Origin of the sequence: Massilia sp. GCM10023247 (genome assembly GCF_042653325.1) — a bacterium.
GTDB lineage: Bacteria > Pseudomonadota > Gammaproteobacteria > Burkholderiales > Burkholderiaceae_D > Telluria.
This window is the reverse complement of sequence record NZ_JBHSIB010000026.1, coordinates 103,996-115,742: the sequence shown is the minus strand read 5'-3', so window position 1 is coordinate 115,742 and position 11,747 is coordinate 103,996. Positions and strand designations below refer to the sequence as shown.

9 protein-coding genes are annotated in these 11,747 nt (G+C 66.7%); 1 reads left to right on the top strand and 8 read right to left on the bottom strand.

Going from position 1 to position 11,747, the window contains the following annotated elements; genetic code table 11:
* Positions 1-91 precede the first annotated feature (91 nt).
* The 6 genes from prpF to ACFPAH_RS21365 all read right to left on the bottom strand — a co-directional run bounded on the left by prpF (position 92) and on the right by ACFPAH_RS21365 (position 8,347).
* Complete coding sequence (prpF, locus tag ACFPAH_RS21390; protein WP_379749390.1) at positions 92-1,282, bottom strand: 2-methylaconitate cis-trans isomerase PrpF; 1,191 nt, start codon at positions 1,280-1,282, stop codon at positions 92-94.
* A gap of 139 nt (positions 1,283-1,421) precedes the next feature.
* Positions 1,422-4,022, bottom strand: a complete 2,601-nt coding sequence (gene acnD / locus ACFPAH_RS21385; RefSeq protein ID WP_379749388.1) for a Fe/S-dependent 2-methylisocitrate dehydratase AcnD — start codon at positions 4,020-4,022, stop codon at positions 1,422-1,424.
* Between the two features lie 15 nt (positions 4,023-4,037).
* Positions 4,038-5,189: a bifunctional 2-methylcitrate synthase/citrate synthase gene (gene prpC / locus ACFPAH_RS21380; protein ID WP_379749386.1), complete on the bottom strand. Its 1,152-nt coding sequence runs from the start codon at positions 5,187-5,189 to the stop codon at positions 4,038-4,040.
* 35 nt (positions 5,190-5,224) lie between these two features.
* Positions 5,225-6,115 carry a methylisocitrate lyase gene (prpB, locus tag ACFPAH_RS21375; RefSeq protein WP_379749384.1) on the bottom strand — a complete coding sequence of 297 codons (891 nt, stop codon included), beginning with the start codon at positions 6,113-6,115 and terminating at the stop codon, positions 5,225-5,227.
* Between the two features lie 250 nt (positions 6,116-6,365).
* A complete protein-coding gene (locus ACFPAH_RS21370; RefSeq protein WP_379749382.1) occupies positions 6,366-8,027 on the bottom strand; it encodes a cation acetate symporter in 1,662 nt (553 codons plus the stop codon).
* Positions 8,028-8,038: 11 nt separating this feature from the next.
* The gene (locus ACFPAH_RS21365; RefSeq protein ID WP_379749380.1) at positions 8,039-8,347 is read right to left on the bottom strand and encodes a DUF485 domain-containing protein; all 309 of its coding nucleotides are present in this window, start codon (positions 8,345-8,347) and stop codon (positions 8,039-8,041) included.
* Between the two features lie 157 nt (positions 8,348-8,504).
* Between ACFPAH_RS21365 and prpR the strand changes: the two genes are divergently transcribed.
* On the top strand, positions 8,505-10,142 hold the full coding sequence (gene prpR / locus ACFPAH_RS21360) for a propionate catabolism operon regulatory protein PrpR (protein WP_379749378.1): 1,638 nt from the start codon (positions 8,505-8,507) through the stop codon (positions 10,140-10,142).
* 158 nt (positions 10,143-10,300) lie between these two features.
* On the opposite strand, the gene ACFPAH_RS21355 is transcribed toward prpR, so the two are convergent.
* Together ACFPAH_RS21355 and ACFPAH_RS21350 are read right to left on the bottom strand one after the other, a co-directional pair.
* Positions 10,301-10,768, bottom strand: a complete 468-nt coding sequence (locus tag ACFPAH_RS21355; protein WP_379749376.1) for a DUF2127 domain-containing protein — start codon at positions 10,766-10,768, stop codon at positions 10,301-10,303.
* A 33-nt stretch (positions 10,769-10,801) separates the two neighbouring features.
* The gene (locus ACFPAH_RS21350) at positions 10,802-11,491 is read right to left on the bottom strand and encodes a DUF1566 domain-containing protein (protein ID WP_379749374.1); all 690 of its coding nucleotides are present in this window, start codon (positions 11,489-11,491) and stop codon (positions 10,802-10,804) included.
* Positions 11,492-11,747 lie beyond the last annotated feature (256 nt).

Below are 11,747 nucleotides of genomic sequence, written 5' to 3'. Positions count from 1 at the left end.
TGTCATGACAAAAAAAGAAGCCTGGCGGCCGCGCGTTGCGCGTCCGCCAGGCTTCCCTTGCCTTCCGTTTGCCTTGCGGCTTGCGAAGCGCTCAGAACGTGTCGCCCGGCACCCGCACCCAGCCTTCCATCAGCACGCGCGCGCTGCGGCTCATGACGGCCTTGGTGACGCTCCATTCGCCGTTCGCCTCGATCGCTTCGGCGCCGACGCGCAGGGTGCCCGAAGGATGGCCGAAACGTACCGCGGCGGGCTGGCCGCCGCCGGCCGCGAGATTGACCAGGGTGCCCGGCACGGCTGCCGCGGTGCCGATCGCCACCGCCGCCGTGCCCATCATCGCGTGGTGCAGTTTGCCCATCGACATGGCGCGCACCAGCAGGTCGATCTCGCCGGCCGCGACCGGCTTGCCGCTCGACGAAGTGTAGGCTAGCGGACGCGCAACGAAGGCGACCTTCGGCGTGTGCTGGCGGCTCGCGGCCTCCTTGACATCCTTGATCAGGCCCATGCGCAGCGCGCCGTGGGCGCGGATGGTCTCGAACAGCGCCAGCGCGCGCGGGTCGCCGTTGATGGCGTCCTGCAGTTCGGTGCCCGTATAGCCGATGTCTTCGGCATTCACGAAAATGGTCGGGATGCCGGCGTTGATCATGGTCGCCGGGATCGTGCCCAGGCCAGGCACCTCGAGTTCGTCGACCAGCTTCCCGGTCGGGAACATCGAGCCCCCGGCGCCCTCCTCGTCGGCAGCCGGATCCATGAATTCGAGCTGCACTTCGGCCGCCGGGAAGGTCACGCCATCGAGTTCGAAGTCGCCCGTTTCCTGCACCTCGCCGTTCGTCACGGGCACATGGGCGACGATGGTTTTACTGATGTTGGCCTGCCAGATGCGCACGGTCACGATGCCGTCCTGCGGGATGCGCTCGCGCTCGACCAGGCCGGCGCCGATCGCGAACGAGCCGACCGCCGACGACAGGTTGCCGCAGTTGCCGCTCCAGTCCACGAAAGGCTTGTCGATCGAGACCTGGCCGAACAGGTAGTCGACGTCATGTCCGGGGCGCGTGCTCTTCGAGACGATCACGGCCTTGCTGGTGCTCGAGGTGGCGCCGCCCATGCCGTCGATCTGCTTGCCGTAGGGGTCGGGGCTGCCGATCACGCGCAGCAGCAGCTTGTCGCGCGCCGTGCCCGGAACGCGGGCGGCTTCGGGCAGGTCGTCGAGGCGGAAGAACACGCCTTTCGAGGTGCCGCCACGCATGTAGGTGGCGGGGATTTTGATTTGGGGAGTGTGTGGCATGTGGTTGTCCAATTGGTGAGCCGAAAGGACGTAGGGTGGACGGCTCCGCCGTCCACGCGTTCAACGCAATCGTGCACACCACGGTGCGGCTGGCATACGACACTTGAACGCGTGGACGGGAAACCCGTCCACCCTACGGTTACGCCGCGACTTTCGACGAGGCCAGGAAGTCCTGCGCGAAGCGCTGCAGCACGCCGCCGGCCTCGTAGATCGACACCTCTTCCGCCGTATCGAGGCGGCAGGTGACCGGCACCTCGACGCGCTGGCCATCGCGCCGGTTGATCACCAGCGTCAGGGTCGCGCGCGGGGTGCGCTCGCCGATCACATCGAAGGTCTCGGTGCCGTCGATGCCCAGCGTCAGGCGGTTCACGCCAGGCATGAACTCCAGCGGCAGCACGCCCATGCCCACCAGGTTGGTCCTGTGGATACGCTCGAAGCCTTCGGCGACGATCGCTTCCACGCCGGCCAGGCGCACGCCCTTCGCCGCCCAGTCGCGCGAGGAGCCCTGGCCGTAGTCGGCGCCGGCAATCACGATCAAAGGCTGCTTGCGCTCCATGTAGGTCTCGATGGCTTCCCACATGCGCGTCACCTGCCCTTCGGGCTCGATCCGCGCCAACGACCCGGCGCGCACGCTGCCGTCGGGATTGCGCACCATCTCGTTCTTCAGGGTCGGGTTCGCGAAGGTGGCGCGCTGCGCCGTCAAGTGGTCGCCGCGGTGGGTGGCATACGAATTGAAGTCTTCCTCCGGCAGGCCCATCTTCGCCAGGTATTCGCCGGCGGCCGAGTCGAGCATGATCGCGTTCGAGGGCGACAGGTGGTCGGTGGTGATGTTGTCGCCCAGGACGGCCAGCGCGCGCATGCCCGACAGGCTACGCTCGCCGGCCAGCGCGCCTTCCCAGTACGGCGGGCGGCGGATGTAGGTGCTCATGGGGCGCCAGTCGTACAGCGGCGACACCGCTTCTCCATCGTCGGCCACGCGCGCGAACATCGGCGTGTAGACCTTGCGGAACTGCTCGGGCTTGACGCTCCGTTCGATGACGGCGTCGATCTCCTCGTCGCTCGGCCAGATGTCGGCCAGCTTCACGGCGTTCCCCTGCGCGTCGACGCCCAGCACGTCCTTCTCGATGTCGAAGCGGATCGTGCCGGCGATCGCGTAGGCGATCACCAGCGGCGGCGAAGCCAGGAAGGCCTGCTTCGCGTAGGGGTGGATGCGGCCGTCGAAGTTGCGGTTGCCCGACAGGACGGCGGTCGCGTACAGGTCGCGCTCGATGATTTCCTGCTGGATGACAGGGTCGAGCGCGCCGCTCATGCCGTTGCAGGTCGTGCAGGCAAAGGCGACGACGCCGAAGCCCAGCTTTTCCAGTTCCGGCATCAGGTCCGCTTCTTCCAGGTAGAGCGAGACGGCTTTCGAGCCCGGCGCCAGCGAGGATTTCACCCAGGGTTTACGCAGCAGCCCGCGCTGGTTGGCGTTGCGCGCCAGCAGGCCGGCGGCAATCATGTTGCGCGGATTGTTCGTGTTGGTGCAGCTGGTGATCGCCGCGATGATGACGGCGCCGTCGGGCATCTTGCCCGGCTCGTTTTCGACCACGCCCGAGATGCCGCGCGCGGCCAGTTCCGAGGTCGGCACGCGCTTGTGCGGGTTGGACGGGCCGGCGATGTTGCGCACGACAGTCGAGAGGTCGAAGCGCAGCACGTGCTCGTACTCGGCGGTCTTGAGCGCGTCGGCCCAGAGCCCGGTCTCCTTCGCGTACAGCTCGACCAGCTTCACGGTGTCGTCTTCGCGGCCGGTGAGCTTCAGGTACTTGATGGTCTGCTCGTCGATGTAGAACATCGCGGCGGTCGCGCCGAATTCCGGCGCCATGTTGGAGATGGTCGCGCGGTCGCCCAGGGTCAGGTTGGCCGCGCCCTCGCCGTAGAACTCCAGGTAAGTCGACACCACTTTCGAGGCGCGCAGGAACTCGGTCAGCGCCAGCACCACGTCGGTGGCGGTGATGCCGGGCTGCGGTTTGCCGGTCAGCTCGACGCCGACGATGTCCGGCAGGCGCATGTAGGAAGCGCGGCCCAGCATGACGCTTTCGGCTTCCAGGCCGCCGACGCCGATCGCGATCACGCCCAGCGCATCGACCATCGGCGTGTGCGAGTCGGTGCCGACCAGGGTGTCCGGGAAGGCGACGCCGTCCTTGACCTGCACCACGGGGCTCATGCGCTCCAGGTTGATCTGGTGCAAGATGCCGTTCCCCGGCGGGATCACGTCGACGTTCTGGAAGGCTTTCTTGGTCCAGTCGATGAAGTGGAAGCGGTCTTCGTTGCGGCGGTCCTCGATGGCGCGGTTCTTCTCGAACGCGTCCGGATCGAAGCCGCCGCACTCGACGGCCAGCGAGTGGTCGACCACCAGCTGGGTCGGCACCACCGGATTGACGAGGGCCGGGTTGCCGCCCTCTTGCGCGATGGCGTCGCGCAGGCCGGCCAGGTCGACCAGCGCCGTCTGGCCCAGGATGTCGTGGCAGACCACGCGCGCCGGGAACCACGGGAAGTCGAGGTCGCGCTTGCGTTCGATGAGCTGCTTCAGCGAAGGCACCAGCGCCATCGGCTCGCAGCGGCGCACCAGGTTTTCGGCCAGCACGCGCGAGGTGTAGGGCAGCTTGTCGTAAGCGCCCGGCTCGATGCTGTCGACCGCTTCGCGCGCGTCGAAATAATGCAGGACAGTGCCGTGCAGGGGTTTGCGGTATGCGTTGTTCATTTCAGGCTCGGTAACTTATTTGCGCTCTTCGATGGGCACGAATTGCAGGTCTTCCGGACCGACGTAGTTCGCGCTCGGGCGGATGATCTTGTTGTCGATGCGCTGCTCGATGATGTGCGCGGCCCAGCCCGAGGTGCGCGAGATGACGAACAGCGGGGTGAACATGGCGGTCGGCACGCCCATCATGTGGTACGAGACTGCCGAGAACCAGTCGAGGTTCGGGAACATCTTCTTGACTTCCCACATGACCGATTCGAGGCGCTCGGCGATGTCGAACATCTTCATCGAGCCGGCGCTCTCGGACAGCGAACGCGCCACCTCCTTGATGACCACGTTACGGGGGTCGGAGATGGTGTACACGGGGTGGCCGAAGCCGATCACGACCTCTTTATTGGCCACGCGATTGCGGATGTCGGCTTCGGCTTCGTCGGCGTTCTCGTAGCGCTTCTGGATGTCCAGCGCGACTTCGTTGGCGCCGCCGTGCTTCGGGCCGCGCAGCGCGCCGATCGCGCCGGTGATGGCCGAGTGCATGTCGGAGCCGGTGCCGGCGATCACGCGCGCCGTGAAGGTCGAGGCGTTGAACTCGTGCTCGGCATACAGGATCAGCGAGGTGTGCATCGCGCGCACCCACTCTTCCTTCGGCGCGTGGCCGTGCAGCAGGTGCAGGAAGTGGCCGCCGATCGAGTCGTCGTCGGTCTCGGTGTCGATGCGCTTGCCGTTATGGCTGAAGTGGTACCAGTACAGCAGCATCGAGCCGAACGAGGCCATCAGGCGATCCGCGATGTCGCGCGCGCCGGCGATGTTGTGGTCTTCCTTTTCCGGCAGCGCGCAGCCCAGCGCCGAGACGCCGGTACGCATCACGTCCATCGGGTGGCTGGCGGCCGGCAGCGCTTCGAGCGCCAGGCGCACCGCCTGCGGCAGGCCGCGCAAGGACTTCAGCTTGGCCTTGTAGCCCTTCAGTTCGGCGGCGGTCGGCAGCTTGCCGTGCACCAGCAGGTAGGCGATTTCTTCGAATTCGCAGGAGGTGGCGACATCGAGGATGTCGTAGCCGCGGTAGTGCAGGTCGTTGCCCGACTTGCCGACCGAGCACAGTGCGGTGTTACCGGCGGCGACACCCGACAGGGCGACGGATTTCTTTGGCTTGAAAGCTGGGGCTTGTTCGGTCATGCTGATCTCCTGTTCTCTGATAGCGTTATTCGGCTTTACTGCGTCTTCTGCGCGGCGAAGAGTGCATCGAGCTTTTGCTCGAAGTCGTGGTAGTTGATGCGGTCGTACAGCTCGGCGCGGGTCTGCATGGTGTCGACCACGGCCTGCTGGCTGCCGTCGCGGCGGATCGCCGTGTAGACGTTTTCGGCCGCCTTGTTCATGGCGCGGAAGGCCGACAGCGGATACAGTACCAGACCCACGTCGGCGGTCTTGAGTTCCTCGACGGTGAACAGCGGGGTCGAGCCGAATTCGGTGATGTTGGCCAGGATCGGCACGCCGACTGCTTTTGCGAAACGCGAATACATGGCCAGGTCGGTCATCGCTTCCGGGAACACCATGTCGGCGCCGGCTTCGACGCAGGCAACCGCGCGCTCGATGGCGGCGTCGATGCCTTCCACGGCCAGCGCATCGGTACGCGCCATGATGACGAAGTTCTCGTCGGTGCGGGCGTCGACGGCGGCCTTGATGCGGTCGACCATTTCCTGCTTGGAGACGATTTCCTTGCCCGGGCGGTGGCCGCAGCGCTTGGCGCCGACCTGGTCTTCGATGTGGATCGCGGCGGCGCCGAACTTGATCATCGATTTCACGGTGCGCGCGACGTTGAAGGCCGAGGAGCCGAAGCCGGTGTCGACGTCGACCAGCAGCGGCAGGTCGCACACGTCGGTGATGCGGCGCACGTCGGTCAGCACGTCGTCGAGGTTGGAGATGCCGAGGTCCGGCAGGCCGAGCGAACCGGCGGCGACGCCGCCGCCGGAGAGGTAGATGGCCTTGAAGCCGGCGCGCTTGGCGAGCAGGGCGTGGTTGGCGTTGATCGCGCCGACCACCTGCAATGGGGATTCTTCTTGTACGGCCTTGCGGAACGCGGCGCCTGCGGAATGGTGACTCATGACCTGGCCTTTCGGTATGTCGTTGGGATGGCAGTAATTATGCAAGGGGCGTGCCAGCCAGCGGCAATGCCCGCATTTCCTTGTATTTCAAGCACTTGCGGCGCGATGCGGGGCGACAGCCGTCGACCGCGCCGTTTCACATGGACATTTTGTTTCACCCTGAAACACCAAAGTGAAACACAGTGTGACACAGGGCCGAAAAAAACCCCGCAACGCGTGCGGGGTGTGCGCGGTGCGCTGGGCCGGCCGCTCAGTGTCCGGACGCGGTGGAGGCGCCGATACCCGTCTCCGAGCGCATTTCCTGGGCCTCGTAGCCGGCGCGGTCGATGCGCGCGCGCGGGCTCTTGTCGACCAGCGAGATCAGCCAGATGGAAATGAAGCCGGCCAGCATCGAGAACAGCGCGGGCGAGGTGTAGGGGAAAGGCGCCTCGCCGTAGCCGAGCACGTCGGTCCAGACCGATTTCGACAGCAGGGTCAGCACGACCGCCGTGATCAAGCCGATGAAGCCGCCGATGGTGGCGCCGCGGGTCGTGCAATCCTTCCACAGCACCGACATGAACAGCACCGGGAAGTTGGCCGATGCGGCGATCGCGAAGGCCAGCGACACCATGAAGGCCACGTTCTGCTTTTCAAAGGCAATGCCGAGCAGCACCGCGACGATGCCGAGCGCGACCGTGGTCAGGCGCGACACCTTCAGCTCCTTGGCGCTGCCGGCCTGGCCCTTCTTGATGACGGTCGCGTACAGGTCGTGCGAGACGGCGGAGGCGCCCGAGAGCGTGAGGCCGGCCACCACCGCGAGGATGGTGGCGAAGGCCACCGCCGAGATGAAGCCGAGGAAGACGTCGCCGCCGACGGCCTTGGCCAGGTGCACGGCCGCCATGTTGTTGCCGCCGATTAGCTTGCCGGCCGCATCCTTGAACGCGGGATTGGTGCCGACCAGGATGATGGCGCCGAAGCCGATGATGAAGGTGAGAATATAAAAATAGCCGATCCAGGTCGTGGCCCAGAACACCGACTTGCGCGCTTCCTTGGCGCTGGGCACGGTGAAGAAGCGCATCAGGATGTGCGGCAGCCCGGCGGTGCCGAACATGAGCGCCATGCCGAAGGAGATCGCCGAGATCGGGTCCTTGATGAAGGTGCCGGGCCCCATGATCGCATCGCCCTTCGCATGCACTTCGACCGAGCGCGCGAACAGCTGCTCGGGGCTGAAGTTGAACTGGGCGAGCACGGCAAAGGCCATGTAGGAAGCGCCCGAGAGCAGCAGCACGGCCTTGATGATCTGGACCCAGGTGGTGGCGGTCATGCCGCCGAAGAGCACGTAGACCATCATGAGGATGCCGACGATGACCACCGCCATCCAGTACTCGAGCCCGAACAGCAGCTTGATCAGCTGCCCTGCCCCGACCATCTGCGCGATCAGGTAGAACAACACCACGACCAGCGTGCCGGATGCGGCGAACACCCGGATCGGGGTTTGCGCGAAGCGGTAGGCGGCCACGTCGGCGAAGGTGAAGCGGCCCAGGTTGCGCAGGCGTTCGGCCATCAGGAAGGTGATCACGGGCCAGCCGACCAGGAAGCCGATCGCATAGATCAGGCCGTCGTAGCCGTCGAGGAAGACGGCGGCCGAAATGCCGAGGAAGGAGGCGGCCGACATGTAGTCGCCCGCAATTGCCAGGCCGTTCTGGAAGCCGGTGATGCCGCCGCCGGCGGTGTAGAAGTCGGAGGCCGAGCGCGTGCGGCCGGCCGCCCATTTGGTGATGAACAGGGTGAAGATGACGAAGGCGGCGAACATCGTGATCGCCGTCCAGTTGGTCGGCTGCTTCTGCGCTTCGCCGATCACGGGGGCGGCGATGGCGCTGCCGGAGGCGAGCGCGGCCAGGACAGCGGCGGCGCCGCGTTGGATGCGGATCATGGCGGCGCTCCTCATGCGTTGACGCGCGCGCGGATCGCGGCGGTCAGTTCGTCGAATTCGCTGTTGGCGCGGCGCACGTAGATGCCCGTGATCACGACCGTGAACAGGATCACCGCCAGCCCGATCGGCATGCCCCAGCTCATCACGCCCTCCCCGATCCGCCTGCCCATGAATTCCTTGTTGAAGGCGACCAGCAGGATGAAGCCGTAATACACGGCCATCATGGCCCAGGTGAGCGTCCAGCCGTAGCGCGAGCGCGTGCGGACGAGTTTCTGGTAATTCGGGTCTGCCTTGACGGCTTGGACAATGTCTTGTTCCATAAGAATGTCTCCTGGTGTCTTGTTGGCGTTCTGTCGTGTTGTGGCGAGTTCTGGCGATTTCAGCCTAAAGCGAGACGCTTACCCGCCGCTTACGCTAAGCCAGTCGTGCGCGACGTTTCATCTGAAACACGGCCGTGAAATGCGTTACACTTGAAACATGAAACACCCCTCCCGCCCCGCGGCGGAGCCGGGCGACAAGCCGGTGATCTGGACCGTGTCCGTATCGCGCCTGTCCGACCTGTTCCGCGACATCACCCTCGAATACGACCACCTGGCGACGATCGAGCCGATCCACCTCGGCTTCGACGAAGCGGCACGCCACATCCGCGAACGGATGGCAAGCGAGCGCTGCGACGTCGTGATCGCCGCCGGCTCGAACGGCGCCTACCTGAAGGGACGGGTGTCGGCACCGGTGATCGTGGCCAAGGCCAGCGGCTTCGACGTGCTGCAGGCCCTGAGCCGGGCGCGCAAGGTCTCGCCGCGCGTGGGGGTGATCAGCTACCAGCAGCCGTTGCCGGAACTGGCCGATTTCGCCGCCACCTTCGGCCTGGCCATCGACCAGCGCAGCTATGTCACGCGCGAGGATGCGCGCGCCGCCATCAAGGAGATGAAGGCGGCCGGCATCGAGGTCATCGTCGGCGCCGGGCTGATCACGGACCTGGCCGAGGAAGCCGGGCTGGGCAGCGTGTTCCTGTATTCGGCGGCCTCGATCCGCCAGGCCTTCGACGATGCGCTGGAAGTGGCGCGCCTGACCCACCTGGAAGCGAGCCGCATCCGGCGCGGCCCGGCGAACGAGGCGCGCCGCGCGCGGCGCGGCCTGAACGACCTGCGCGGCGAGTCCGATGCCATGGAGCGCCTGCGCCAGACCGTGGTGCTGTATGCGCGCTCGCCGGCCACCGTGCTGATCCAGGGAGAAACCGGCAGCGGCAAGGAGCTGGTGGCCCAGGCCATCCACCGCGAGGGGCCGCGCAGCCTGGGCACGAACCGTCCCTTTGTCGCCGTCAACTGCGGCGCGATCGCCGAGTCGCTGCTGGAGTCCGAACTCTTCGGGCATGAGGAAGGCGCGTTCACGGGGGCGCGGCGCGGCGGGCATGCGGGACTGTTCGAGGCGGCCAATGGCGGCACCCTGTTCCTGGATGAGATCGGCGAAATGCCGCTCGCCCTGCAGACGCGCCTGCTGCGCGTGCTGGAAGAGCGCGAAGTGATGCGGGTCGGCGGCACGCGCCCGGTGCCGATCGAGCTGCGGGTGATCAGCGCCACCCACTGCGACCTGGAAAGCCGGGTGCGCGAGGGGCGCTTCCGCGCCGACCTGTTCTATCGCCTTGCAGTGCTGCGCCTGGCGCTGCCGCCGCTGCGCGCGCGGGTGGACGACATCGCGCCGCTGGCCGAATGGTCGCTCAAGGGCGCGCTGGCGGCGCTCGGGGCGCGGCCGCACCCGAACCTGCATGCCGAGCTGCGCGCCTGCGCCCCCTTGCTGGAACGCTATGGCTGGCCGGGCAATGTGCGCGAACTGCGCAACCTGACCGAGCGCCTGGCCCTGTTCCTCGCGGCCGAGCCGCTGCAAGCGCTGACGCCCGCGTTTCTCCTGTCGGTGGCACCGGAGCTGGGCCAGGCCGGCATGCCTGCGCTGGGGCGCACCGATGCCGTGCCTGCCTCGGTGGCCTCGGCGGCCTCCCCGGCCTCCGAGCCGGCCGCCGAGGTCGTCGCCCGCTTCGGCGGCTCGCGCGAGGCGGCCGCGCGCCACCTCGGCATCAGCCGCACGACGCTCTGGCGCCGGCTCAAGACGGGGACGTAGGGTGGACGGCTCTACCCGGGAGCTGGCTCGGACCTAGCCTCGGCGCCGCCCACGCGTTCAAACCGTGCCTGCACAGTTGCTGCTTCATTGAGGCCGGTTGAACGCGTGGGCGGCGTTTCAGCTGCGTGTGCGCATCGTACAGGGTATAGCCGCCCACCCTACGGCCGCCGGTGCCGCCCCGCCCTGCGCCGGCGCAGGCTGTAGACCATGAAGGCGACCACGGCCAGGTTGAACAGCACCAGGCCGGCACTGAGCAAGGTCGGGCGGTGCCACAGTTCCCGCAGTTCGAACGGCAGGTAGACGGCGCCGCTGGCGGCGGCAAAGCCCTCGCCCCAGGCGCGTTCGTACCACAGGCCATAGGCCTCGATCATGCGGACGGCGGAATACGCCAGCGCGGCCGCTGCCAGCTGCACCAGGCGGGTATCGTCGAGCTTGCCTGCAAGCTCGAGGAAGACGCGCGGCGTGTGCGCTGCGGGATTGAGGTGGGCGTGCCGTACCAGCTCCTCGGCAAGCCGTTGGACATCGCGGTGCACCAGGGAGAACAGGCCGAAGCCGGTCAGCAGGACCACGATCCCCTTCAAGGCTTCGATCGCGGCCACGGCGCGGATGCCTTGCGCGAGGTTCATTCGTGGGTTCTCCCGTGGCCGCCGCGAAGGCGGTCAGCGCACGCAGGTCACGTAGGCCTTGCTCCCCTTTGGGAAGCTGGTTGCGGCGCCGGTCGAGAGGTTCACCGCGAAGTGGCTGTCGGCGCCGCTGCCGGCAGTGGCGGTCCACGCATCGGCCGCCGCCCAGCCCTGCCCGTTCAACATCCCGGACGCGACCAGCGTGACCAATTGGCCCTGTTCGGGAAGCTTCCAGCCAGTCAGGTCCTTGACCGACAAGTTTTTGCAATAGGCGTCCGCCTCAGTCCAGGTCATCACGAACGTCGCTGGCGACCAGGTCAGCTGCGCGTCGGTCACGTAGGCGGCAGTTGTTGGCGGGGCGACACAAACGCCGTTTTCGCGCACCAGTGGTGCCGTGCAAACACGGGCGGCCACGGTCAGCAAGGCGCTGGTCGAGGTCGGGTAATAGCTGCCCATGCGGCCCTGTTGCGCCGTGATGGTGGTGGTGCCGGCCTTGAGGACGGTGACCGTGTCGCCTTCGATCTTCGCCACGCCCTGGTCGCTGCTGGTGTAGCTGAACGGGGCCGGGCTTTTCGAGGTCGGCGCCGTCAGCTTGAAGGGCGCGTCGCCCTCGGTCTTGTTGAGCGCGGGAAAGGCGCCGAGCTCGACGCCGTCGTGGCCGCCGCAACCCGCCAGCAGGATCAGGGCGCCGCTCAGGGCAAGGGTGAGGTGGCGGTTGGTGGTCATGGTCTCGTCAGGAATGTGATTGCTCCAGTATAAGCTTTCCGCCACAACTCTTGGCAAATATCCAAGAGCTCGGGGCGCTGGCGGGCCGCGCATACTGTACCGGGCGATCCAGAAGCGCACCTGATAAATCGCATATCGACATGAGCATTTCTTATTTTTAAGACAAGCCTCGCCGGTGCTATGCTGGTTCCCGGGCCGGCCGGCGCGGGCGTGAAGACAGTTCGCGCCAGTTCAAACTCTGCCTCGCCGAACCGCC

Bases quoted from the DNA above. Each gene is read 5' to 3' on its own strand.
- ACFPAH_RS21370 (WP_379749382.1), bottom strand. From the start codon at position 8,027: ATGATCCGCATCCAACGCGGCGCCGCCGCTGTCCTGGCCGCGCTCGCC.
- ACFPAH_RS21355 (WP_379749376.1), bottom strand. From the start codon at position 10,768: ATGAACCTCGCGCAAGGCATCCGCGCCGTGGCCGCGATCGAAGCCTTG.
- prpB (WP_379749384.1), bottom strand. From the start codon at position 6,115: ATGAGTCACCATTCCGCAGGCGCCGCGTTCCGCAAGGCCGTACAAGAA.
- prpC (WP_379749386.1), bottom strand. From the start codon at position 5,189: ATGACCGAACAAGCCCCAGCTTTCAAGCCAAAGAAATCCGTCGCCCTG.
- prpF (WP_379749390.1), bottom strand. From the start codon at position 1,282: ATGCCACACACTCCCCAAATCAAAATCCCCGCCACCTACATGCGTGGC.
- prpR (WP_379749378.1), top strand. From the start codon at position 8,505: ATGAAACACCCCTCCCGCCCCGCGGCGGAGCCGGGCGACAAGCCGGTG.
- acnD (WP_379749388.1), bottom strand. From the start codon at position 4,022: ATGAACAACGCATACCGCAAACCCCTGCACGGCACTGTCCTGCATTAT.
- ACFPAH_RS21365 (WP_379749380.1), bottom strand. From the start codon at position 8,347: ATGGAACAAGACATTGTCCAAGCCGTCAAGGCAGACCCGAATTACCAG.
- ACFPAH_RS21350 (WP_379749374.1), bottom strand. From the start codon at position 11,491: ATGACCACCAACCGCCACCTCACCCTTGCCCTGAGCGGCGCCCTGATC.